Origin of the sequence: Psychrobacter sp. NPDC078631 (assembly GCF_050268165.1) — a bacterium.
Taxonomy (GTDB): domain Bacteria; phylum Pseudomonadota; class Gammaproteobacteria; order Pseudomonadales; family Moraxellaceae; genus Psychrobacter.
Genome location: NZ_JBNNGG010000006.1, coordinates 20,353 through 45,193 on the forward strand (window position 1 = coordinate 20,353; position 24,841 = coordinate 45,193).

General features: G+C 43.9%; 22 protein-coding genes. 14 read left to right on the top strand and 8 right to left on the bottom strand.

The genetic code is table 11. The features are described 5' to 3' along the window. Positions 1-158: 158 nt before the first annotated feature. A complete protein-coding gene (gene msrA, locus ACQKCP_RS12370) occupies positions 159-680 on the bottom strand; it encodes a peptide-methionine (S)-S-oxide reductase MsrA (protein WP_057761837.1) in 522 nt (173 codons plus the stop codon). 260 nt (positions 681-940) lie between these two features. On the opposite strand from msrA, the gene cmoA reads away from it, so the two are divergent. The 3 genes from cmoA to ACQKCP_RS12385 are packed head-to-tail and all read left to right on the top strand — an operon-like array spanning position 941 to position 3,997. After that, positions 941-1,738: a carboxy-S-adenosyl-L-methionine synthase CmoA gene (gene cmoA, locus ACQKCP_RS12375; RefSeq protein WP_102093509.1), complete on the top strand. Its 798-nt coding sequence runs from the start codon at positions 941-943 to the stop codon at positions 1,736-1,738. Between the two features lie 50 nt (positions 1,739-1,788). Beyond that, positions 1,789-2,835, top strand: coding sequence for a tRNA 5-methoxyuridine(34)/uridine 5-oxyacetic acid(34) synthase CmoB (cmoB, locus tag ACQKCP_RS12380; protein WP_427612520.1), 1,047 nt, complete (start codon positions 1,789-1,791; stop codon positions 2,833-2,835). Positions 2,836-2,869: 34 nt separating this feature from the next. Beyond that, positions 2,870-3,997, top strand: a complete 1,128-nt coding sequence (locus ACQKCP_RS12385) for a DUF1176 domain-containing protein (RefSeq protein ID WP_427612522.1) — start codon at positions 2,870-2,872, stop codon at positions 3,995-3,997. A gap of 166 nt (positions 3,998-4,163) precedes the next feature. Here the strand turns inward: ACQKCP_RS12385 and ACQKCP_RS12390 are convergent, their stop codons facing one another. Continuing rightward, positions 4,164-4,382, bottom strand: coding sequence for a DUF2788 domain-containing protein (locus ACQKCP_RS12390; protein ID WP_057761830.1), 219 nt, complete (start codon positions 4,380-4,382; stop codon positions 4,164-4,166). Between the two features lie 378 nt (positions 4,383-4,760). Between ACQKCP_RS12390 and argS the strand changes: the two genes are divergently transcribed. From argS to ACQKCP_RS12405, 3 genes are all read left to right on the top strand, one after another. Next, complete coding sequence (gene argS / locus ACQKCP_RS12395) at positions 4,761-6,590, top strand: arginine--tRNA ligase (RefSeq protein ID WP_427612523.1); 1,830 nt, start codon at positions 4,761-4,763, stop codon at positions 6,588-6,590. A gap of 87 nt (positions 6,591-6,677) precedes the next feature. Next, positions 6,678-7,481: an SPOR domain-containing protein gene (locus ACQKCP_RS12400; RefSeq protein WP_427612524.1), complete on the top strand. Its 804-nt coding sequence runs from the start codon at positions 6,678-6,680 to the stop codon at positions 7,479-7,481. Positions 7,482-7,606: 125 nt separating this feature from the next. Then, positions 7,607-8,701: a PTS transporter subunit IIC gene (locus ACQKCP_RS12405; RefSeq protein ID WP_427612525.1), complete on the top strand. Its 1,095-nt coding sequence runs from the start codon at positions 7,607-7,609 to the stop codon at positions 8,699-8,701. Positions 8,702-8,861: 160 nt separating this feature from the next. Here ACQKCP_RS12405 and ACQKCP_RS12410 read toward each other — a convergent pair whose 3' ends face one another. From ACQKCP_RS12410 to clpP, 3 genes are all read right to left on the bottom strand, one after another. Next, complete coding sequence (locus ACQKCP_RS12410; RefSeq protein WP_427612526.1) at positions 8,862-9,848, bottom strand: SDR family NAD(P)-dependent oxidoreductase; 987 nt, start codon at positions 9,846-9,848, stop codon at positions 8,862-8,864. Between the two features lie 341 nt (positions 9,849-10,189). Next, on the bottom strand, positions 10,190-11,464 hold the full coding sequence (gene clpX / locus ACQKCP_RS12415) for an ATP-dependent protease ATP-binding subunit ClpX (RefSeq protein WP_427612527.1): 1,275 nt from the start codon (positions 11,462-11,464) through the stop codon (positions 10,190-10,192). Positions 11,465-11,651: 187 nt separating this feature from the next. Next, a complete protein-coding gene (clpP, locus tag ACQKCP_RS12420; RefSeq protein ID WP_427612567.1) occupies positions 11,652-12,278 on the bottom strand; it encodes an ATP-dependent Clp endopeptidase proteolytic subunit ClpP in 627 nt (208 codons plus the stop codon). Between the two features lie 909 nt (positions 12,279-13,187). On the opposite strand from clpP, the gene ACQKCP_RS12425 reads away from it, so the two are divergent. From ACQKCP_RS12425 to ACQKCP_RS12455, 7 genes are all read left to right on the top strand, one after another. After that, a complete protein-coding gene (locus ACQKCP_RS12425; RefSeq protein ID WP_427612528.1) occupies positions 13,188-14,216 on the top strand; it encodes an urease accessory protein UreD in 1,029 nt (342 codons plus the stop codon). 118 nt (positions 14,217-14,334) lie between these two features. Continuing rightward, the gene (gene ureA / locus ACQKCP_RS12430; protein ID WP_057761815.1) at positions 14,335-14,637 is read left to right on the top strand and encodes an urease subunit gamma; all 303 of its coding nucleotides are present in this window, start codon (positions 14,335-14,337) and stop codon (positions 14,635-14,637) included. Positions 14,638-14,693: 56 nt separating this feature from the next. Continuing rightward, positions 14,694-16,883 (top strand): urease subunit alpha, encoded by a 2,190-nt coding sequence (gene ureC / locus ACQKCP_RS12435; protein ID WP_427612529.1) that lies wholly within the window; start codon positions 14,694-14,696, stop codon positions 16,881-16,883. A gap of 166 nt (positions 16,884-17,049) precedes the next feature. After that, complete coding sequence (ureE, locus tag ACQKCP_RS12440) at positions 17,050-17,700, top strand: urease accessory protein UreE (RefSeq protein WP_427612530.1); 651 nt, start codon at positions 17,050-17,052, stop codon at positions 17,698-17,700. After that, on the top strand, positions 17,690-18,484 hold the full coding sequence (locus ACQKCP_RS12445) for an urease accessory protein UreF (protein WP_427612531.1): 795 nt from the start codon (positions 17,690-17,692) through the stop codon (positions 18,482-18,484). The genes ureE and ACQKCP_RS12445 overlap by 11 nt, the downstream gene beginning before the upstream one ends. Positions 18,485-18,541: 57 nt before the next feature. Next, positions 18,542-19,231 carry an urease accessory protein UreG gene (ureG, locus tag ACQKCP_RS12450; protein ID WP_427612532.1) on the top strand — a complete coding sequence of 230 codons (690 nt, stop codon included), beginning with the start codon at positions 18,542-18,544 and terminating at the stop codon, positions 19,229-19,231. A 50-nt stretch (positions 19,232-19,281) separates the two neighbouring features. After that, complete coding sequence (locus tag ACQKCP_RS12455; protein WP_427612533.1) at positions 19,282-20,034, top strand: HupE/UreJ family protein; 753 nt, start codon at positions 19,282-19,284, stop codon at positions 20,032-20,034. A 213-nt stretch (positions 20,035-20,247) separates the two neighbouring features. On the opposite strand, the gene tig is transcribed toward ACQKCP_RS12455, so the two are convergent. Together tig and rdgB are read right to left on the bottom strand one after the other, a co-directional pair. Next, positions 20,248-21,591 carry a trigger factor gene (gene tig / locus ACQKCP_RS12460; protein WP_427612534.1) on the bottom strand — a complete coding sequence of 448 codons (1,344 nt, stop codon included), beginning with the start codon at positions 21,589-21,591 and terminating at the stop codon, positions 20,248-20,250. 545 nt (positions 21,592-22,136) lie between these two features. Further along, a complete protein-coding gene (gene rdgB / locus ACQKCP_RS12465; RefSeq protein ID WP_427612535.1) occupies positions 22,137-22,790 on the bottom strand; it encodes an RdgB/HAM1 family non-canonical purine NTP pyrophosphatase in 654 nt (217 codons plus the stop codon). A 552-nt stretch (positions 22,791-23,342) separates the two neighbouring features. Here rdgB and ACQKCP_RS12470 point away from each other — a divergent pair. Next, the gene (locus tag ACQKCP_RS12470; protein WP_101205324.1) at positions 23,343-23,972 is read left to right on the top strand and encodes a superoxide dismutase; all 630 of its coding nucleotides are present in this window, start codon (positions 23,343-23,345) and stop codon (positions 23,970-23,972) included. A gap of 127 nt (positions 23,973-24,099) precedes the next feature. Here the strand turns inward: ACQKCP_RS12470 and ACQKCP_RS12475 are convergent, their stop codons facing one another. After that, a complete protein-coding gene (locus ACQKCP_RS12475; RefSeq protein ID WP_427612536.1) occupies positions 24,100-24,840 on the bottom strand; it encodes an SDR family oxidoreductase in 741 nt (246 codons plus the stop codon). Position 24,841 lies beyond the last annotated feature (1 nt).

A 24,841-nucleotide genomic window follows, 5' to 3' on the forward strand; every position in this document is an offset into this window, starting at 1 on the left:
TATTTGCAAGTTTTTATATATAGATTTAGCTTTAATAATATTGATTGGTTATGTCAAATGTATAAATAGCAAAAAGCCAAACACCTATAGTATAAGTGTTTGGCTGGTATCCAACATTAGGCTAAAAGTTTTTTTGAATAAATAATGTCTTATTCAATTTAGCTAACCATATACTTGCTAAATTCTTTACGCAGTTTGGCAAGCTTTGGCGGTATTGCAAAGTTGCAATAAGCCTGTCCTGGGTTTCTGTTGAAGAAATCCTGATGTGAGTCTTCTGCTTGATAGAATTCAACGGCAGGGTGTACTTCCGTCACCACATTGACACCCATATCGCGTAACTTATTAATGGTACGGTCAACGGTCGGTTTTTGACTGTCTTCGGTGTAAAAGACCACGCTGCGATACTGACTACCAACGTCATTGCCTTGACGATCCATCGTGGTGGGATCATGCGTGGCGAAGAAGACATCGAGTATCACTTCTAACGGGACGATAGACTCATCAAATTCGACTTTGATGACTTCGACATGGCCAGTTGTACCACTACAGACAGCTTCATAATTGGCAGAGACAGCATCGCCGCCCATGTAGCCTGAGACGACAGATTGCACACCTTTTACTGATAAAAATACAGACTCGGTGCACCAGAAGCAGCCGCCACCTAATACGATCGTTTGCATAATTTTTTCCTATTATTATAAATATGGGTTAAGCGCTATATTTGGTAGTGATGCTCTCGTTTTTCAATGCTTCTTTCAAACGTCTCATTACCCTTGGCACTATTTATTCAGCTTAGCAGGCAAGCCAAAGGCGATAAGTAACAAACAGTAATGTTATAATGGGCTTTTGCTATCTTACTTCTTTATCAACTGATAATGACAAGCGAAACTACTAAGCAAAATTCACCAAGTAATTCTTAATTTCAGTTCTATTCTAAAAAATGAGTCGTCCCATGAGCCAATCCCAGCCTGCTATCAAACATGACACCCTATTTGATAAACCGTTTACCACGCCGCTGGATAAGGCCGCACGCTTTTCATTTGATGAACAAGTGGTGGCTTGTTTTCCTGATATGATTCGCCGCAGTGTACCTGGTTATGGACAGGTATTGGCGATGCTACCCATATTCGCCCGTCGTCATTGCAAGTATCGCCAGCAGAGCGATAGCGGTCAACGCGTTAGTCGTGTTTATGACTTGGGCTGTTCATTGGGTGCCGCCAGTATGACGCTAGCGGGTGAGTTTGACCCACAAGACTTACAGATTAAAGCAATTGATATATCACCAGCGATGACGACCGAGGCGACCACGCTACTGAGTGAAAATTATCCTGAGCATGACATCGAAGTAATCACAGCAGATATCCGCGATATTGAGCTTGAGCCGTGCGATATGGTGATTTTGAACTTGACGCTACAGTTTTTGCCAGCTGCAGATAGGGTAGCAGTATTAGAGAAGATTTATGCGGCATTGAGCGAAGGCGGCATATTGGTACTGACTGAAAAAACTCATGCCTTTGATGAGCAGTATGATGCGTGGTTGGTTGAGCGTTATTATGACTTTAAACGTGCCAATGGCTATACCGAAATGGAAATCAGCGGCAAGCGTAATGCACTAGAAAATGTCCTTATTACTGACACGTTAGATGAGCATCATGCACGGCTAGATCAAGTTGGCTTTAAACGTCATCTGACGTGGTTTCAGTTTTTGAACTTTGTCTCTATTGTGGCGTTTAAATAATCCTTACCTTTAACACAGTTATTTCTTAATCAATACGGTAATCTGCTTTTATGCTCAACGACACTATCATTAACGCCGAACGCGAATTATATCTAACCCTACTAGAGCTGGCACAGCAGCAGCCGAGCGCTTATGAATGGCTCAAGCAATTACCAATGTGGCTAGGTGATATAAAAGACAAAGCTAACTATGCGCATGCGCCTGCCTACCAAGCGTCAGTCGCTCGTTTGCCAAACTTAGCTGTCAATCATGTCGATCTAAACAGCGATACATTGACGATTGAGGCAGATCTAAATGAGTCTCAGCGCAAACAAACAACGGCACTATTAAAGCAGTTGATGCCGTGGCGTAAAGGGCCATTTCAGATTGGCGGTCAAATCGGCGATGATGAGTCAGGTATTAAGATTGATACCGAGTGGCATAGTGATTGGAAATGGAAACGCGTTGCGCCGCATTTAAGTAGATTGGACGGTCGCCGCGTATTGGATGTGGGCGGTGGCTCTGGCTATCACGGCTGGCGCATGGCAGGGGCTGGCGCGGATACCGTTATTATTATTGATCCGTCATGTTTGTTTTATCATCAATTTATGGCGATTCGTCACTTTGTTGGTGCTGCAGACGCTAGTGATACAGGTAGCTATCGGACGCATTATATTCCTGTACCGCTTGAAGCGTTACCTGAACACAGTCAGCTGTTCGATACTGTATTTAGCATGGGAGTGCTGTACCATCGCCAGTCACCGTTTGAGCATTTACAACAGCTTAAAGGACAGTTAGTCAAAGGTGGTGAGCTGGTACTTGAGACGCTAGTGATTGAAGGTGATGCCAATACTGTACTGGTGCCGCATGACCGTTATGCTCAGATGAATAACGTCTACTTCTTGCCATCGGTGGCGGCATTAATTGGCTGGTTAGAGAAAGCAGGGTTTTCAGATGTGCGCTGCGTTGATGTAGCAGTCACCTCGACTGAGGAACAAAGACAAACCGAGTGGATGACCTATCATTCGTTAGCAGACTTCTTAGATCCTAATGACTCGACTAAGACCGTCGAAGGATATCCTGCCCCCATGCGTGCGACTTTGATTGCCAAAAAATAGCATTAATGGTGGTAGCTAACGTAAGGAAAGCATTATGAAGACATCAAAGACTTTGATTGTAGCTACCATCAGCTTGCTATCGCTACCTGCTATGGCAGGTTATGGAACTGTATCCGAAGGCTGGGGCTTTGTACAAGATGACTGGCAAGTGGTTTGTGATAATACGCGGACTTGTCGAGCTGCTGGATACGCCAGTGAAGCGCTGATAGATGAGCCTGCTTCAATATTGCTTACAGCGTTGCCAAAAGTAGCTCTGCCAAAAGCGCAAATTCAGTTTATATCAGAAGCGCCGCTAAATGACCTTAAGCCTGCTGAGCTTCGGTTAAATAATAAAAAATATGGACTGCTGAAACCTAATAAAGAAGACAGTCTTCTATATGACCTGTCAGCCAAGCAGACGCAGACCCTCCTTGATCATGCTCGTATAGTGACTAAGATAGAAATTAGAGCAGGCGATAACTACTGGCAGATTAGCGATAAAGGCATGTCGGCAGTATTGCTTAAACTAGACGATGTACAAGGTCGGGTAGGGACGCCGATAGCATTGGTCAGTAAGAATAATCCAAATCGTCAACGTCCTAAAGCAGCTCTACCAAAACCAATCATTCAAAAAGCATTTGCGTATTCAGCAAAAGACAACAAAACACTTGCTCCATTAAAGCTGGCGTATTTTCAGAGAAATGTTGATAACTGGGTTGATATTAACGATGAGCAGCTTATAGGGTCCAAAGACATAATGGGCGACTGTGAGCTGATCAACCCAAAAACTGAAACATATCAGCGGATGTCAGAGTATGGCTCTACGATGCTTAGTTGGGACTTTATACCAGTTGATGATCGCTATACGTTAGCCGCGCATACTTGCTGGCTAGGCGCTTACAATTCTAGTAATGGCTATTGGCTCATTGATAATGCAAAACCTAGCAAACCTACGCTTATCACGACAGCAGGAAATGATTATTTTGATGGTGAGATTTTGGCCACTCACAAAGACCGAGGTATCGGTGACTGCTGGAATCGTACTGCATGGATATGGAATGGTGAAACGTTTGCTAAGAGCGAAGAGTCTAGTACGGGAATGTGCCGAGGTTTTGCTGGTGGAGCGTGGGACCTACCAACGTATGTGAGTCAGGTCATAAAAAATAATACTAAGGCTCAGTAGCTTCTTTTATTTAGAAGGTTTTGATCTAAGAGGCCTTGATTTAAGAGGCCTTGATTTAAATGACTGACACCTTATCAAGCGCAGCAGTCATAAGCCATATATTACGTTTTTAGTTTTGCTACTCATGTCTTAAGCGATATCAAAGAATAGTGATAAAAATGTCTAACTAGATTAACCATTTTTTGAACGCGACTTCCATGACTATCTTAAGGATAAAACCAACAGAACCTGCGCCTAGGGCTAAGAATATCCAAAAAGTACCAGCGCGCCCAGCATCAGACTTTTTAGAGATATCCCACATAATAAAAAACAAAAAAGCGATGAATATCGGCAACAAGACGTACAGTCCCCAACTGGTGACAGTACTGGCGGCAATAGCAAACATGGCGTAATCCTATAATAGAGTAGTAACGCGTCTTCTATATTTTAGAAGAGCCGTACAAACCATCATTATAACGTGGAAGCAGTCAGGTATAAACGACTGCCCAGTATTGAGCAACAGTAACGCTACAATTCACGTTATGAGTTATTTATCAGTTTTGGATCATTGATATTAGTCAGCCCAAATCCTGATAACGGTAAGATTTTAGTGCTAATTTTAGCTCAAATGGTGCAATAAAGCGCAAAGATTGTTATATTTACAGGTTACTTATCTTTTTACATTATTCTATCCCTGCAATGTCGGTCGCTATTATAATAAGCCGTTATCGATTGCTCGCATTCGCACCGTTTTTGTTGTTTATTTAATTGAGTTCAAATTCCTATGTCACAAGCCCAAATTGATACGCTTGCATCCCTATTTAACGATGCAATTCAAACCCTACAAGCAGATGGTACGCTACCAAGCGATTGGCAAAACAACAGTCAAATTACCCGTACGAAAGATTTAAGTCACGGTGATTTTGCCAGTAATATCGCACTAACGGCAGCGAAAGCAGCTAAAGCCAATCCGCGTCAACTTGCTGAAAAAATCGTCAGCGCATTGCCTGACAATCAAGATATTCGCCAAGTAGAAATCGCAGGCCCAGGGTTTATCAACGTATTTTTAAACTCGGAAGCTAAATTTTCTGTATTGGACGATATCTTCACATTGCAAGATCGCTTTGGCTTAAGTAATCAGTTTGACGGTCAAAAAGTCCAAGTTGAATTCGTTTCTGCTAACCCAACGTCAAGTCTGCACGTCGGTCACGGTCGCGGTGCTGCATTTGGCATGAGTGTCGCTAACTTACTAGAAGCCATCGGCTACGACGTCACGCGTGAGTATTATGTCAATGACGCTGGTCGCCAAATGGACATCTTAGCCACCAGTACATATTTGCGCTATCTACAGCTAAATGGTGAAGAGATAACTTTCCCAGTCAACGCCTATCAAGGCGATTATGTCAGTGATATCGCCCAAACACTAAAAACACAGCATGGCGATAGCTACGTACATAGCTTTGCAGACGTTGCCAAGGATGTGCCAGAAGATGCTAAGTTTGAGATTAATGCTGATGGCGAAAAAACCGTCATCTCAGGTGATAAAGAAGCGCATATTGATGGTTTGATTGCCAATAGTAAGTCTTTGCTAGGTGACAGCTATGCGCTATTTTTAAACGCAGCATTGAGCAGTATTTTGGCGGATATCAAAGACGACTTAAACGACTTTGGTGTGAGCTACGAATACTGGTTTAGCGAAAGATCTATCGATAGCGAGATTGAGCCTGTCCTACAGATACTAGATGACAAAGGCTATCTATACGAAAAAGACGGCAACATCTGGTTTAAATCGACTGATTTTGGCGATGAAAAAGACCGTGTGGTACGCCGTGCCAATGGTCAGTCGACGTATTTTGCTTCTGACATCGCTTATCATAAAAACAAGTTTGATCGCGGCTTTGATAAAGTCATTAACGTTTGGGGCGCAGACCACCATGGTTATGTCCCACGCGTAAAAGCCGCTCTACTAGCTCTTGGTATAGATGCAGAACGTCTAGATGTGGTACTTGTACAGTTTGTCGCGTTATGGCGTGGTAGTGAAAAGGTACAAATGTCTTCGCGTTCTGGTCAGTTTGTGACCTTGCGTGAGCTACGTGCAGAAGTCGGTAACGATGCTGCACGATTCTACTACGTAGCGCGTAAGCCTGAAGTGCACGTTGATTTTGACTTAGAACTTGCCAAATCACAAAGTAAAGACAATCAAGTGTATTATATTCAGTATGCTCATGCGCGCGTTTGCCGTGTGTTAGAAAAACTGGCAACTTACGATTTGACCGTAGATGATGCTGTTGGTTTGGCACATCAAGACTTGTTAAGTGCACCAAATGAAGACGAGCTGATTAAACTGTTAGCAGGATATCCAGCGACGTTACTTCGCGCAGCGACTGGTTACGAGCCGCATGTATTGACCAACTACCTAAAAGAGCTAGCGGCCTTGTTCCATGGTTGGTATGACACCAATCGTATCTTGCCGATGAGCTTGACGTCAGGTGAAACGCCAAGTCAGGATGAGCTAGACTTAATGCAAGCACGTTTGCGCTTGTCCAAAGCCGTTAGACAGGTATTGGCAAATGGGCTTAGTCTGCTAGGCTTGTCTGCACCGTCTAGCATGTAGTGCTTTTTTAATATGTGACATGAGTATAGACAGCTGATAGCATTAATTCGATGATGATAGTTAAATCCAGTAGGGAGAACGAGATCCATGCTAGCCAAAAAACCTAAAGGCGCAACAGAAAAGCGCAAATCAAGTAGCGTATCAGGCTTATTGTGGATGTTTGTTGGGGCCGTATTGACCCTTATGATCGGGGTGTTTATCTACCTCTCACCACTATTCAATTTCAGTCCCGCTGATGGTAGTGCTGAGAACGATTCTGATCGCCAAGTACAGCCACGTGTGGATACTGATACCGATAATGGCGATTATGAGTTCTACGATATTTTGCCCAATCAAGAGATGGCAACCATCCCTGACGAAGATATCGCTGACATTGATAATGATCAAATAGGCGATATCGGTGCGTTTGAACCAGACGTCGTCGTGACTCAACCAGATAGCGATGCAGGCAGTACAGCAACGGGCAGCTTCGGTGGTTCGGAAAATGCGACTGTCGAACCTGCTGGTAGTAATAATGCTGGGTCGAGTGAGGATATCGTTGTCGTTGAAGAAGATGCAACCTATGATGGTACGCCGCCTGCTACTAGCAACGCTACAACCCGCAATAACAATGCAGCAGCAAGTACGGCAAGCATCCAAGCTGCCAAACCTGCGGCGACCTACATCTTGCAGATCAATAGCTTTAGTGATGCAGATGAAGCGGATCGTCGCCGTGCGCAAGTACTGATGGCGGGTGTCGATGCTCGCGTAGTCAAAAACACGACGGGCAATGGCTTGCCAATTTATCAAGTCATCTCGCGTCCACTGAATAACCGTCAAGCAGTAACGACAGCACAGCAGCGCCTACAAAACAATGGTATAGACTCTATTATCGTTGAGCAGCGTCGCTAGGTTCAGTCGTTTAAAGTTATTGTATTTATTAAAAAAGCGTCGTAATGACGCTTTTTTTATCTCTTTATTTTATCAAAATCTTTCTAGCTGTTTTATCCTATTAAACGTCCATTAAGAGTATGGCTATGACCGTATCTAACTCAGTAACACCGCAAGCAGGCATTATTAAAGCGTTCTTTCAAAAATACTTTATCGATGCTTTTACTGGTATGGCTCTCGGGCTATTTGTCACGTTGATCGCAGGTCTAATTATCTCGCAAATCGGTGGCTGGTTAGATTTGCCAGCATTGGTCGCGGTCGGGAAACTTGCCTCGATATTAATGGGTGCTGGTATTGGCGTAGGTATCGCTTACTATCTCAAAGCACCAACGCTAGTGATGCTTAGCTGCCTCGTAGCGGGTATGCTTGGTGCCCATTCCGAAGCACTAATGGCAGGCACGCTCTTTACGCCGCAAGTGGGTGGGCCTGCAACCTTTGTAGCACTGCCAGGCAATCCCATCGGCGCTTATCTGACTTCTGTGTTTGCTTATCGTGCTGGCACTTGGGTCGCTGGTAAGACTAAGCTTGATATTTTATTGGTGCCATTGGTTGTATGCGGCGTCGCGCTATTGGTCTGTGCGCTGCTCAATCCGCCTATCGTAGCAGGGGTCGCAGCTATCGGTCAGGGTATTCATGCCGCTACTGAATTACAGCCTCTCTTAATGGGTATCGTCATCGCTGTAGTGGTTGGTATTTTATTGACCCTACCAACGTCGAGTGCAGCTATTTGTATCGCTATTGGACTTGGTGGATTGGCGGGCGGGGCAGCAGTGGTGGGTTGTGCCGCGCATATGGTTGGTTTTGCTGTTGCAAGTTTTAAAGACAATGGCGTTAGTGGCGTTATCTCTCAAGGCTTGGGTACCAGTATGCTGCAAATCCCTAACGTGCTCAAAAAGCCCATCGTTTTACTGCCTGCTGTCATTGCTAGTGCTATCGTTGGTCCTATCGCGACTGTCGGGTTTGGGTTAGCTTGTACGGCAACGGGTGCGGGTATGGGTACGGCTGGTTTGGTCGGTGTATTTGGAGTCATCGAGGCATCACAAGAGATTATGAGCACTGGACAATTATGGACAGCGATTGTTCTATTGATGTTTGTGTTGCCTGCGGTGATTGCAGGGTTAGTGGCTTATATTATGCGCCGTATGGGTTGGTTGGTCGCTGGTGATATGAAGCTTCCTTAATCTTTGAAGTATTGAGTTAAAATATCATCAAAAGTCTCAAAACTCAGTCTTATCCTTAATCAGCAACAACAACGCTTAAAAAGCCCAGCTACGATTATAGCTGGGCTTTTTATATATAAATTCATCAATTTCCCATGAAATAGGGAATATTGATAACATACTATTTAACGGTCTTTAGCTTCTTATGACGACGTGGTTTTAGTTTGCGGGACAGTTGATGGAAGTCGTTCAGCACTTGGCTATAATGTGAGGGAAATACACGTTGGATGGCATCAATCATCTTTGCATCGTTACCAATCAGGCAGCGCTGCTGATTAGTCGCTGCTGCCTGTAGGATAATCCAAGCCGCTTCATTGGCATCGAATTTTAAGAATTTATTAAAACTTCTGATGGCTTTGGGCCCAGTACTCATGCCAATATCATGGATGCTCTCATTACCGCGTGCGCTGTTGGCAATATTGGTTTTGATGCCGCCCGGATGGATACAAGTTGCTGATACCCCGCAGTTCTGAATGTTTAGCTCTTGGCGTAAACTCTCTGTGAAGCCGCGTACGGCAAATTTGCTAGAGTTATAGGCTGACTGTGATGGCTGAGCGGTCAAACCAAACAGACTTGAGATATTGATAATATGTCCATGCTCGCCAAATTGACTTTGTTTAACGCTGTTTTTGATTAACGGTAAAAACGCCTTAGTGCCGTAAACCACGCCCCAAAAATTAATATTCATTACCCATTCAAGCTCACTAATACTACTGCCTTCGACAGTAGAGTAGAGTGCGACACCTGCATTGTTAAAGATAAAATTTACTTTGCCATGATCGCTCATCACACTATCAGCCCATGCTTCCACGGCTTTATTGTCTGACACATCGAGTACGGTCATAGTGACGTTGACATCATAATTGGCAAGTAACTGTTTGGTCGCTGCTAGCTGTTCAGGATTGATGTCCGATAGTGCAACATGACAGCCCATTTTTGCTAAATGAATGGCCAGCTCACGTCCCATACCAGAGCCTGCGCCTGTGATAGCAGCGACGTGGTTGCGATAGTAGGATGCAACATTTGAGTCATCCAACGAGGTACGGTTAGAGGAGAACGGTAAATGTTGGCGCAATGAAGTCGCCATAGCGGTCACATGGTTGAGCATAATAAACAATCCTTTGTCTAATTAATCATATGGGTTGTACAGGCTATATCTTGCGGTATATAGAAATAAAGTATAAAAGTCAAAATAGTCTATCTACATTAGCATGGTTTGTGCTGATGCTTACTCGCGATTAATAAACGCTGCTGTCATTTCAGGACAGAAGTAATGAATGTCCCTAATTTTCAGTAGGCAAGTTATATAGTATCAAGTTATCTAACGGGCAAGCTATCTAACAGATAAATTGGTTAAATAATAGGCATAAAAAAAGCGCCTGAGCTAATTTAGCCAGACGCTTTTTAGTAGTCCGTTAATGATAACGGAGTATTTAAACTAACTATAACTTAAGCAATTTTAGGTACTTTACCTTCATTGATAACGTCCGCATCAACCATTACAGTTTTAGCATTTTCCATAGAAGGCAATTCATACATGGTCTCAAGCAGCGCATTTTCTACGATAGAACGTAGACCACGAGCACCAGTCTTACGCTCCATTGCTTTTTTGGCGATGGCATCTAGGGCTTCCTGAGTAAAGCTAATCTCAGCACCTTCCATATCGAACAAGTACTTGTACTGTTTTACCAGTGCGTTCTTAGGTTCGGTCAGGATTTGTACTAGGGCTGCTTCATCTAGCTCTTGCAGTGCCGCAAGTACTGGCAGACGACCGATTAGCTCAGGAATCAGACCAAACTTGATCAAATCTTCTGGCTCGACTTCTTGTAGCAAGTCTGAGCTACGACGGCTATCATCTTTTGAGCTGACATCAGCGTTAAAGCCGATACCGCCTTTTTCGGTACGCTGCTGAATGACTTTATCAAGTCCAGCAAATGCACCACCAACGATGATTAGGATGTTGCTAGTATCAACCTGTATCAGCTCTTGCTGCGGGTGCTTACGACCACCGTGCGGCGGGATAGCAGCCACAGTGCCTTCGATCAGCTTTAGCAACGCTTGCTGTACGCCTTCACCTGAAACATCACGCGTGATAGATGGATTGTCGCCTTTTTTACTGATTTTGTCGATTTCATCAATATAGATGATACCTTGCTCAGCTTTGGCTACATCATAGTCAGAAGCTTGGAGTAGCTTTTGTACGATGTTTTCAACGTCTTCACCAACATAACCAGCTTCGGTTAAGGTAGTGGCATCAGCCATCGCAAAAGGTACATCTAACAGACGAGCCAAGGTTTGGGCAAGTAATGTCTTACCAGAACCAGTTGGACCGATTAGCAAGATATTACTTTTAGCCAATTCTACCATTGCATCGTCAGCGCCGATCTTGGTTTTTTTGCTGTCGTTGGCTAACGTCTGGCTAACTTTTAGGCGTTTATAATGGTTATAGACGGCAACAGCCAATGCTTTTTTGGCAGCGTCCTGACCGATGACGTATTCATCAAGCTTGGCACGCAGCTCTTTTGGCGTCGGTAGTTTTTTATTGACCCAAGAGGTATCTACTTCGCTATCGTCATCACCGTGCTCTGCGCTGTCTGCGATTAAGTCAGTACATAGCTCGATACATTCATTACAGATATTGGCATCGTCAGCAGCAATCAGTTGCTGTACATCGCTTTTGGCTTTACCGCAAAACGAACACTGCGGGGTATTATCTTCTGCCATAAAAGGCGCTCCTAAAATTTAAAACTGGTTAGTTTATTTGTAGTATGTCGATTATCGTATCAATTCAATGATCATACCTTTCAATAGGTCAGGTATGACATTGATAATGGTTTACTGTACGGCAAATAAACTATAAAAGGTCTTATGATTGCACTCTTAATTAAGAGGCATCACGTTAATGCTTAGATTACAAAGATTCAGGACGACGCTCTAATACTTCGTCAACCAAACCATACTCTTTGGCTTCTTGTGCATCTAACCAATAATCACGCTCAACGTCTTTTTCGATTTTTTCTAATGGCTGACCAGTGCGCTCAGCTAAGATACTATTTAGACGTGCACGAGTTTTAAGGATTTCACGAGCGTTAATTTCGATATCAGTTGCTTGGCCCTGCGCGCCGCCTGATGGTTGGTGAATCATAACGCGAGCATTAGCAAGTGAATAGCGCTTGCCTTTTTGACCAGCAGCCAATAGGAATGAACCCATGCTGTAAGCACCGCCCATACAGATAGTAGACACTTCAGGTTTGATGAAGTTCATGGTATCAAAAATAGCCAAGCCAGCGCTTACTGAACCACCTGGTGAGTTGATATACAAATGGATATCTTTGTCAGGGTTTTCAGCTTCTAAGAATAGCAACTGGGCAACGATAAGGTTAGCCATGTTGTCTTCGACCTGACCGGTCAAAAAGATAACGCGCTCACGTAATAGACGTGAAAAAATATCAAACGAGCGTTCACCGCGTGAGGACTGTTCAACCACCATAGGTACTAATGCCGCTTGTGTGGTCTGTACTTCTTTGTGCGCACTCATCAGCATATCAAAATGCGGGTTGGCAGTGATGCGATCATAATCTGTCATAGAAAAGTCCTATCGATAAATGTATAAAATAAAAATGAATTGAATGATTTTATTGTCTAGTAGTTTTTGACTAATGGGTTGTTTATAAGGGGGCTGCGCTCACTATTCAAGCCTATAAAACGGGTTTGTGCATAAAATAGGTGAAAAAGTGACCCTACGATATTGCTAGGACTCATTACTTACATTGAAGCTTGCACTAAAAATACGTCTAGAAATAGATAAATACTATCTTATCTATTATCAAGTCGTACAGATATTGATAGTATCTATATCGATACAAATAGCGTAAATCATGTCCGACCTGACTTTTTAACATAGAATACCTGATTAATAGCCCTATAATCCACCTATCTTACTGACTAAGCCTGCAAATAGTTATGCGTTTAGTATTTTTGCTTATCTAATGTCCTCAGAGGGTATTGCGCTCACAATAACGCTAAAAAATGCACTGTTATGGACAAAATGTACTGTTTTGGTGCAAGTGTCTGCTGATTTTATAAATGACTGAGGCTCAAAAAACGTTTATAAAATAGCTGGAAATATATGATTGTTTTTATCATTTAGGTTAAATAGAAAAAAGCACAGACAAATCAAAGTTTTGAGTTGCTAAGGTTTTTATTTGACTATCTGCTATCAAGAGTTGGCACAGTGCTTGTATCAATAAAAACATTGACGCTTTTATTTATCGTGGTGCGCTAGGCACGATAAATGGTGTACGCTGTATTTCTCCGTTATTATTCTGATATTGCTGTCGCTAGTGAACTGTAATTAACGATTGGCAATAGAGTTCTTAACACATAGCAAATGATAGCTGTCATACAAAATACTGAAACATATTTAATTGGTAAATGAGTATATAAAATGAGTTGGGCCTCTTCTTTAGCATTAAGCTTTGACACTGTTAGCAGTACAAGTACGGCCAAAGAAGGTACGGCTGATAACTCAAAGACGCGGCTTTATCATCGTAAGCATACGGGTGCCTTGATGGTACAGCGTGCTCTGTATCCTGAGCCAAGCGTACAGCAGGGTATTTGTCACATACTGATGTTGTACCCGCCAGCCGGTATTGCAGGTGGCGATACGCTGACTATAGACCTAAATTTGGATAGTGGTAGCCATGCTGTTATCACTACACCAGGGGCAGGCAAATGGTACGGCAAGGACAGTGTCAGTCAAAAACATAAAGTTTCATTGGGCAGCGATGTTGCTCACCAAAGTATGAGTCAAGACGAGATAGCTGATTATGCTAGTCAACATGTACAGGCCAACCTCGCAGCACATACCCGTTTAGAATGGCTGCCGCAAGAGAGTATCATTTATAACGAAGCCAATATGCATGCAGTGAGTCGCTTCGATTTGACAGATTCATCTAGCCTACTGACATGGGAGATTAGCGTATTTGGGCGGCAAGCTTACGACGAGCAGTTTTTGCAAGGGCGTTATCATACTGGATTGAATATCTACCGAGATGGTAAGGTTATCGTTGCTGAGCGAGTGGCGCAGGCAGCACAAAATCGCTGGTTTACCTCAAATTTAGGATTAGCAAACCAGCATATTTATGGATCGTTTTGGGCAGTACCAAGCTTAAGCGATGTCCATGACAATCTTGCACTCTCCGCGTCACAAACCACGCAATCGACCGAAACTGCCCAAGCAACTATCAAGCAGTCATTAACTCGCTATCTAGATAACACCATAGCAGCATTACGCCAAGTCATTGCTCAAGCACAACTGCCTGTCTACTGCACTCATAATTGCCAAGCGATCAATATCCGCTACATCGGCTCAGATGTACGTGGTTGTTTTGAAGCGTTTTATCAGCTGAGAGAAGTCTTGCGAGACCATTGGTGGCAACTTGAGCCTTGTCGTCCACGTATTTGGGACACTTAATACGGCCACTTTAAATAATGAGATTAAGATATATTGCGACTGTTTTTAATCGATATCAAATGCTTTGAAAACCTCTAATCTGCTATAAATATAATGATAAGTACAACAAGGAATTGTCATGCACCTGACCCCAACAGAAAAAGACAAACTCATGCTATTTACGGCTGGTATGGTGGCTGAACGTCGCAAAAATCGCGGTGTTAAGCTTAACTACCCTGAAGCCATCGCTTATATCAGTATGCTGCTGATGGAAGGGGCTAGAGATGGCAAAAGAGTTGCCGAATTAATGAGTGAGGGCGCCACTTATCTGTCGGCTGACGATGTCATGGAAGGTGTCGCAGAGATGGTAGATGAAGTGCAAATCGAGGCGACTTTTCCTGATGGCACCAAACTGGTCACGGTACATAATCCCATCGTGTAACGCTGTATACCATTGTTATAGCACTGAAATGCTCACTATAAAATAAGGCGGCTACCATGCAAGCAGGTGAATACCATATCCAAGATGGCGATATTATCTTAAACCAAGGGCGACAAGTACAGACTATCAGTGTGAGTAATACTGGTGATAGACCTATCCAAATCGGCTCGCATTATCACTTTTATGAAGTTAATGATGCCTTGAGCTTTGAGAGAGAGCAGACTCGGGGTTTTCGTCTCAATATTATCTCTGGCACCGCCGTACGTTTTGAGCCGGGCCAATCGCGGGAAGTCGAATTGGTAGCATACGCTGGTAAGCAAGATGTATATGGTTTTGCTGGACGCGTCATGGGCGCAGCTCATCCAGACAAAGCATCAGAGAGCGTCACTGATAAAAAGGTAACCGCTACTTCGCAAAAGCGAGTCAGTCGTCGTATTTATGCTGAGCATTTTGGTCCGACAACAGGCGATAAAGTCCGCTTAGCCGATACCGAGCTTTGGCTACAGGTTGAAGCAGATTTAACCAGTCATAAAGATACAGCTGTTGATCAAGCAGATACGTCGCAAAGTGATGGAAGTAGCAGAGAATCTGTCGAAATCAAAGGTGAAGAAGTTAAATTTGGCGGTGGTAAAGTCATCCGTGATGGCATGGGTCAAGGACAATTGCTAGGCGCGGAAGTTGCCGATACAGTTATTACCAATGCATTAGTCGTTGACTATACAGGAATCTATAAAGCGGATATCGGCATCAAAGATGGTCGTATCAGTGCCATTGGCAAAGCGGGCAATCCTGATATTCAGCCTGCCATTGATATTCCTATTGGCGGTGCTACCGAAATCATCTCTGGCGAAGGCAAAATCCTGACAGCAGGTGGTGTCGATAGCCATATTCATTTTATCGCGCCCCAGCAGTGTGAGACGGCGCTTATGTCAGGGGTAACTACGATGCTGGGCGGCGGCACGGGGCCAGCTCAAGGTACACTTGCCACCACCTGTACACCGGGGGCGTATCATATTGCCTCGATGCTAAAGTCTACTGATAGTATCCCTATGAATATTGGACTACTGGGTAAAGGTAATGTGAGTGTACCAGAACCTATTGCTGAACAAATAGAAGCAGGTGCCGTAGGGCTAAAACTACATGAAGATTGGGGTACAACGCCGCAAGCCATCGATAATTGCTTGAGTGTCGCTGACGACTATGATGTGCAAGTGGCCATTCATACCGATACTTTAAATGAAAGTGGCTATCTCGAAAGTACGCTCGCTGCTTTTAAAAACCGCTGTATTCATACTTTTCATACTGAAGGGGCAGGCGGTGGCCATGCGCCCGATATTCTAAAGGCTATTGGCGAGTCGCATGTGCTGCCATCTTCAACCAACCCAACTCGACCATACACCGTCAATACCATTGATGAGCATCTCGATATGCTGATGGTTTGTCATCACCTGAGTCCTGCTATTGCTGAAGACGTGGCCTTTGCTGAGAGCCGTATTCGTCAGGAAACCATCGCCGCAGAAGATATCTTGCATGATTTGGGCGCAATCTCGATGATGAGTAGTGACTCACAAGCGATGGGGCGGGTGGGTGAAGTAGTCATCCGTACATGGCAAACCGCGCACAAAATGAAAGTTCAACGTGGCCATCTAGCACCAGATGCAACGGCTATCATTGAAGATGAGCAACAGTACATCACTTTGACAGACTATGACCAAAGCGCGGACAACGATAACTTCCGTATCAAACGTTATATCGCAAAATATACAATAAACCCTGCGATTACTCACGGTATCAGCGATATGGTTGGCTCCATCGAAGTGGGAAAATGGGCAGATATGGTGCTATGGTCGCCCAAGTTTTTTGGGGTAAAACCTGAGTGCATTATAAAAGGTGGGCTCATCGCTGCGGTGCCAATGGGCGATATCAATGCCTCTATTCCCACCCCTCAGCCTGTGCATTATCGTCCTATGTTTGCTACATATCCAAAATCGGTTGCTCAGACCAGCATTACCTTTATGTCGCAAGCGGCGATCGACAAACAAGTAGATAAGCAGCTTGGGCTGACCAAAGTTATTCAGCCAGTACACGGCATCCGTAAAATTCGTAAAAGTGATATGCGCTTTAACAGCTATTGTCCAGATATGGATATCAATCCTGAGACCTATGAAGTACGCGCTGATGGTAAGACACTCACCTGTGAGCCAGCTGATGTACTACCCATGGCACAGCGTTATTTTTTATTTTAGAGCTTATGATACACGTTTATAGGATTTCTAGGACAGACAGTGAGCCATAAACCATGTATGCCAATAGTCAGTTGGTTTCTTTAATGAGATCGTGTCTTTATTCCCAATACTTTTACCGTCAATACTATTGACCAATAGTTTGAGCAACAACAGCCAGAGAATAATAATGAAAATATTTAATACCCGTTTAAGTACGCTTAGCGATACCCAAAAAGCGCAATTGGCAGAACAGTATCAAGCCGACGATTACCTGCTATTAGACTTTGATACTCGTCAGCATTCTCGCTTTAGAGCCATCACTGTTTCAGGTGAGGCGGTCGGTGTGGATCTACCTCGTACAGGCGTCTTAAAAGGCGATGATGTCCTTATTAATGCAGCTGATGAGCTGATGCAAGTCATCGCCAAGCCACAAGCTGTGACCAAAGTGACTGCTGACGATGACTTTCTACTAATGAAAGGCGCTTATCATTTAGGCAATCGGCACGTGCCATTGATGTTTGACCAAAGTTTTGATCAGGGTGATGCAGGCTATGCGCTGTACTTTGAAAACGATCATGTGCTGGCACAAATGTTAGAAAATCTTGGTCTACATATCGAGTCTACGTCGGTGCCGTTTGAGCCTGAGACAGGGGCTTATCAAACGGGCCAAGGGCATGCGCATGGCCACTCTCACTCTCACTCACATGCACATTCGCATGGTGAATCTCATAGTCATAAGAAAAGTCATAGCCATGATGAAAGCCACAGCCACAGCCACGGACATCAACATAGCCATAGTCATCATGATGCGCCTGTAGGTCGTTCAAATGATGGTTAATACCAGTGCTCAGCCTACTCAATCTGCCCAACTTGGACAGCTACTGATGCTGGCATCGAGCAATTTGCCGATTGGTAGCTATACCTATTCGCAAGGTGTGGAGTCAGCGATTGAGTCAGGGGTTGTCTCTGATGAAGCCAGTACGCTTATATTTATGCAGGACTATCTAGCGCTTGCAGTGGTTGGCTACGAGCTGCCTGTGTTAGGGCTGATAATGTGTGCGCTTAGCCAAGGTCATGAAGCACTAGCGGCAAATCTAGCACACGACTATCACGCTGGTCTCGAGAGTAAGGAGTTTGTACTGGAGTCGCAACAGCTGGCACAGGCAATGGTGTCTTGGCTCAACGAAGTGCTGAGTCTTGGCATACCGGCCGAAATACCTGAAGATGGCTTTTTGCCGCTATTCGCTCATGTTGCTCAGCATTGGCAGCTGCCATTAGCGCAGTCGATAATTACTTATGGATTTGCGCAATTAGAGAACATGGTGCTCGCCGCTGTGAAGACAGTGCCGCTAGGACAGATGGCAGGTCAGCGTATTCTGTGGCAATTGCAAAGCGATTTGGGTGTTCAGGTCGATGCTCTAAGCGCTGATGTGCAACAGGCTTTCGATGCTTTAATCACATCGACAAATACTATGGATACCTTAGATACAAGTGAAGAACCAGACTGCCAGCAGCTATGCCAAGACCTCTACGAATCGCTTAATATTTCTAATAACTTGCCCAATTTGGCTATCCTCTCGAGTATGCATGAGGAGCAATACAGTCGGTTGTTCCGCTCGTAACTGTACCCTTATTTCTATTTATACTTATTAATATACAAACTGTTTTAGGAAATTAATATGTCTCTAACTCCGCTCAAATCAAAAAACTCTCACGCTGCATCAGACGTACAAACTGATAGTAATAGCCAGAAACCGTCTTCTGCCTTATCGTGCTTACGCCTTGGTATTGGCGGGCCAGTTGGTAGTGGTAAGACTGCTTTGACGTTAAGGCTATGCCAAAACCTGCGTGATACGGTCAATATGGCAGTGGTGACCAATGACATCTATACCAAAGAAGATTCAGAGTTTTTGACCCGCAATGATGCTATGCCCGCTGAGCGTATCCGCGGTGTAGAGACGGGCGGCTGTCCGCATACGGCTATCCGCGAAGATGCTTCTATTAATCTGACTGCGATTGCTGAGCTACAAGCGACTTTTGAAGGTTTGGAGTTGATTATTATTGAGTCAGGTGGCGATAATCTAGCCGCGACATTTAGCCCAGAGTTGTCTGATTTGACTTTGTACGTCATTGATGTCTCTGCAGGCGATAAGATACCTCGTAAAGGGGGTCCTGGCATTACCAAGTCTGATTTGTTGATTATTAATAAGACTGACCTTGCACCAATGGTTGGTGCTTCGCTGGAAGTGATGGAACGCGATGCCAAAAAAATGCGTGGTGACAAACCTTTTGTCTTTAGCAATATGAAAACAGGCGATGGGCTAAATGAGATTATCGCCTTTATTAAAGAACATGGCATGCTTGCCTAAATAGCAGATGAGCTTTTACCATTAAAATATAAAGAATAAGGAAAAACCGCATGACACAGTATACAAAAGGTCTTCACGCCGAAAACTCTCGCTTTTCACAAGCGTTCTCAGCTCCTCATATCGTGTCTGGTTCGGCTGTGATGATGACATCACTAATGCTACCGTCATTGGCGCAGGCGCATTCAGGGCATATTCACTCGACTACCACGCAAGCGCCGTCGTTTTTAGGTACGTTGCAAGCAGGACTGACGCATCCAGTGACTGGCCTTGATCATCTGTTTTTGGCAGTCGGTATGGGCATGTTGTTTTATGGGCTACAAAAGCAGCGCTTAGGCATGATGTCGTTGACGGCAGGATTGTCATTAGGCGCGATATTGGGCACGGCTGGCGTGCTGATTGGCGGTGTTGGGTTTGCTGCATCATCTGGGTTGATTGAAGTGGCGATATCACTGTCGGTAGTCGTATTGGCTATGGTCTTGATGAGCCAAAAAAGCAGACAAGAGGTATTCTCTGCCCAGACTCATACAGCACGCACGCCAAGCATTCAGCAGCTATCACTATTTGGCTTTGGTGGTCTGGCAGTGTTTCATGGCATGGCACACGCGATGGAAGTACCAGCGAATGTCGGTGTAAGCGGTCAGCTGGGATTTTATGCAGGGATGATGATCACGATGCTAGCGCTATATGCAGTTGGTGCGCTGGTTAGTCAGCAGTTGCAGCAACGTTTTAGTGATAGTTTGTGGTTACAGCGCGGGCTAGTGCTGCTAGGATTGAGCGCCGTATTCGCGCCTATTTTGGTGTAAAACGCGCTTTATAGTACAGGTACGATGTTTATAGAATCGATGTTTATAGGTTCGATGTTTATAGGTTCGATGTTTGTAGAGTCGATAATTGTAGCTGATTTTATCTAGTTAACGAACGCCATAAAAAATGCGCCCCCGACCTTTTAATCGGGGGCGCATTTTAGTTTTGATAACCGACTACAGCATATCTAAAAAGACAGCTTGTCGTATCAATTACATTGCTTGCTGCTGTTGTTGCTGAGCCGCTAGCAAGTCTTGGTAGCTAACTTCTTTGTCAGTTACTTTACCTTGTGCGATCAAGTAATCTACTACTTGGTCTTCTAGTACTACAGACTCAATGTTAGCGCGCTGCTGCTTGTCATTGGTGTAGTACTCGATTACTTCTGCTGGATCTTCGTAGTTTTCAGCGGCTTCTTTGATGAAGGTTTCTACACGCTCTTGATCTACTTCTAAGCCTTTAGTGTCGATAACACGGGCAACGATGATGCCAAGACGGGCAGCACGTAGCGCTTGCTCTTCAAATAGCTCATTTGGCAGCATGTCTTTATCGAAGCTATCAGCATTTGCGCCGAACTGCTGAGAAAAACGTTGCATCATCATGTTGCGTTGACGCTCGATTTCTTGCTCTAGCATCGCGTTTGGTACATCAAACTCGTTCTTTTCTAGCAATGCGTCAAAAGTCGCTTGCTTAACTTGGCTACGCGCAGCGTTTTTGATTTCGCGTTCCATGTTTTTGCGTACGTCTTCTTTCAACTTCTCAACGCCGCCTTCTTTTACGCCGAATAGCTCTAGGAACGCATCATCAATTTCAGGTAGCTTAGATTTTTCAACCAATTTTACGTTGATTTTGAACTGAGCTTCTTTACCAGCTAGGTTCTCAGCTTGGTAATCTTCTGGGAAAGTTACGTCGATGATTTTTTCTTCGCCAGCTTTCATGCCTTTGATACCAGCTTCAAAGCCTGGAATCATCTGGTTGCTACCGATAACTAGTTTAAAGTCTTCAGCAGAGCCGCCTTCAAATTTTTCGCCGTCGATAGAGCCTTCAAAGTCAAAAGTCACTTGGTTGTCTTTCGCAGCCATGCCCTTTTTCTCAACGAATTCTTCACGTTGCTTTTGTAGGTTTTCGATCATGGTGTCAACGTCTTCTTCACTCACTTGTGCAGTGTGACGCTCAACTTCGATCTCATCAATACCTTGTACGTCAACTTCTGGGAAAATTTCAACAGTGGCTTGATATACTAAGAAATCGTCTTCAAGTTTTACGTCGTCGATGTTAGGCATGCCAACAGCGCGGATGTCTTCAGATTTGATCGCTTCAAATACAGTATCACGGATGACATCGTTGATAACTTCTTGTTGAATGCCAGCACCGTACTGAGAGCGGATGTGTGACATAGGGACGTTACCTTTACGGAAACCGTCAATCTTGGCAGTTTTCGCAACTTGGCGAATACGGCCTTCAACTTTGTTTTGAATTTTTTCAACGGGCACTTTAACCGTTAGCTGGGTTTCTTTATTAGATAGCTTGTTGGTTGTGACTTGTAAATCTGTAGCCATGTTAATTACACCTTTAGGATTAAGTAGTACGTTTGATTAATGAAATAGTACTTAGGGTTAAATTGTAATAGACAGACCGCGCCTCAAATTACGGGCATGTACGACGGGCTGCCGTTGAAATAAATAGGGGGATAGCGATAGCGCACAAAGTCAAATTCAGTGCCAGTAGCAATCGCCGCTGATACCAAAAGGTGAACCTGCTGAGGTTGTCCATGCTATCAAATATCGATAATAAACCGTTAATGCACCGCATAATAACGCTTTTTGGTGAATTATACAGCCAAATAACGGATTTCAACAAAATTTTAAAAGTAGAACAGTATAATCTATCTGTTTATTAAAGTAAAAATTATCTCTTTGATGGCATGTTTCCTTATGTTGCTTGCTCTTGTATGGCTTAATTTTATATAAAGATTTAGCCATATTCATAATCAGTAAATCAAATAACGGATAAGAAACAGCGATAAGGTTGCAAGCGCACTATGAACATTAAGCGCACTTACGGATAGTTATGGATAGTTATAAATAGAACAGCTATAAAGTACTTATAAAGGCAGTTGTGCCAATAACTGCTGGATTGCCTGACCACGATGGCTGATGCTGTTTTTATCAGCAGCGCTTAGACTAGCCGCACTGGCTTGCAAATCAGGTAACCAAAACAGTGGATCATAGCCAAAACCGCCGTCACCATGTAACGTATCCAAAATTTCGCCATGCCATAATCCTTGGGCGACAATCGGTAGCGGATCATCAGCATGACGCACCATTGCCAGTACGCAAACGAACATACCTTTGATCGGAGCATCTGGCTCTACTGCGCGGATAGGCTGCAAGTCGGCGATGAGCTTGGCATTGTTTTTACTATCGTTGCCGTGCTCACCAGCGTAGCGAGCAGAGTAGATACCTGGCGCATTACCTAGTACAGGCACGCACAGTCCTGAATCATCAGCAATAGCAGGCAGTCCACTGATACGGCTGGCATGACGGGCTTTGATAATGGCGTTTTCTACAAAGCTCAAGCCATCCTCGATGGCGTCTTCGATATCGAGCTGACCTTGCGGGACAATTGTCACATCCAAGTTCGCTTCGGCAAATAGCCGTTTAAACTCAGCCAATTTGCCTTTATTGTTGCTGGCCAGTACCCATTGGTTGCCAGATGTCGGATGGGTAGCAGTTAACGAAGTATCAGTGATGCTCATAGAGTCAGTCCGTTATATGAAAATGATGAAAAATTATTATTCGAATGGGCTTTACTTATCTTCTGTAGCGCTAATCGGTAAATTGTTTGTCGATTGAAGTAGTTATACTAATAATGATAACGCATGAGTTTAGAGTGAATGCAGTTACCGCTTAATAAATAACCAATCGCTATACAGATTGTACGGGCTATAACATTTGGTAACTGATATTATTGGTTGCTGTTGCTATAATAGATACCAAGCTACAGTGAATTATATCTTATAGCTTGTGAATATTAAGTTAATAAAAGTCTATAAAGTCAGAGACTTGGCTTTTTGGCGAAGAATAATAGCAATAAGTAACCGCTAGGTTAATTTTGGATTCATAATGATACGTGATATTGTATTGAGCAGTACCGTGTATCAAGCGATAAAGTTCATTTCAAACAATAAACTCAGCCAATTTAGTCCGCTATTTTATAGTGTTTTTTGCGGTGTAAAAATAGCGTAAAATTCAGTTTCTATAAGCAAGTTTTTATAAACTAACGGCTAAACAGCAAGGATAAAATAATTATGTCAAACATTACTTTACCAGACCTACCATATGCAAAAGACGCACTAGAGCCACATATCAGTGCCGAAACGCTAGAGTATCATCATGACAAGCACCATGCTGCTTATGTAAACAAGCTAAAAGACATGTTGCCAGGTTCTGGTCTAGAAGACAAAACATTGCCAGAAATCATCGTAGCGACTGCTAAAGATGACAGCAAGCAAGGTATGTTCAACCAAGCAGCCCAAGTATGGAACCACACGTTCTACTGGAACTGCATGACGCCAACGAACGGCGGCGGCGAACCTACTGGCGATCTAAAAGCAAAAATCGAAGAAGATTTCGGTAGCTATGACAAATTCCGTGAAGAGTTCAAAAACGCAGCATTGACTCAGTTTGGTTCAGGTTGGGCATGGCTAGTCGCTGACAAAGTCGGTGGCAAACTATCAATCGCCAAAACTGCTAACGCTGATACCCCATTGGCACATGACCAAGTAGCGGTATTGACTTGCGATGTATGGGAACACGCGTACTATGTAGATTACCGTAATCGTCGTCCTGACTATGTTGACACGTTCCTAGACAAGCTAGTGAACTGGGACTACGCAAACGCAAAATATAAAGGTCAAGATGCTGGCGTTGAAGAGTAATCTTTAACGACTAGGTATTTGATTGAAAAAAAGGACACCGCGAGGTGTCCTTTTTTATGTGATAATTTTATATATAACTTTCTATTTTGATATCTGATCAACATATATCTTTAATAGAGTAGCGATATTAGGCAATACCGCCGTTTGCGCCGATATTTTGTCCAGTAACCCAAGCTGCTTCTTCACTGACCAAAAACGCCACTACACGAGCGATATCGAGTGGATCACCAATACGGTTAAACGGTGACATACTAGCAAGTCTCTCTACCGTGTCATCCGCCTTACCTTGATGAAATAGCTCAGTGTCAGTAGGACCGGGAGATACTGCATTGACCGTGATGTTGCGCTCGCCAACTTCTTTGGCAAATATACGGGTCAGCTGATCGACTGCACCTTTGGTTGCACAGTAAGTGCCGTAACTAGGTAGCAGCATACGAGTGGTCGTACTTGAGAGATTTACGACACGACCACCGTCATTGAGTTTAGTCGCTGCCTCACGCAATGTATTGAACGTGCCTTTTACATTGATAGCGAATATACGGTCAAAGTCTTCATCGGTAGTCTCGGCAATGGGTTTATTAATCATTATGCCTGCGCTATTGATCAAGATATCTGGCTTACCAAAAGCGCTGATAGTGGCATCAAACATTGCTTCGACTTGCTTGGTATTGCTGACATCCGCTTGCACGGCAATGGCTTCACCACCTGCCGATTTGATTTGGCTGACGATATCATTCGCTGCTGAATCATCATTTGCATAATTAATGACGGTTTTAGCCCCTGATTCTGCAAGTGATAAGGCTATCTGTGCGCCGATACCTTTTGATGAACCGGTTACAATCGCGACTTTATTTTTTAGTGTTGTCATC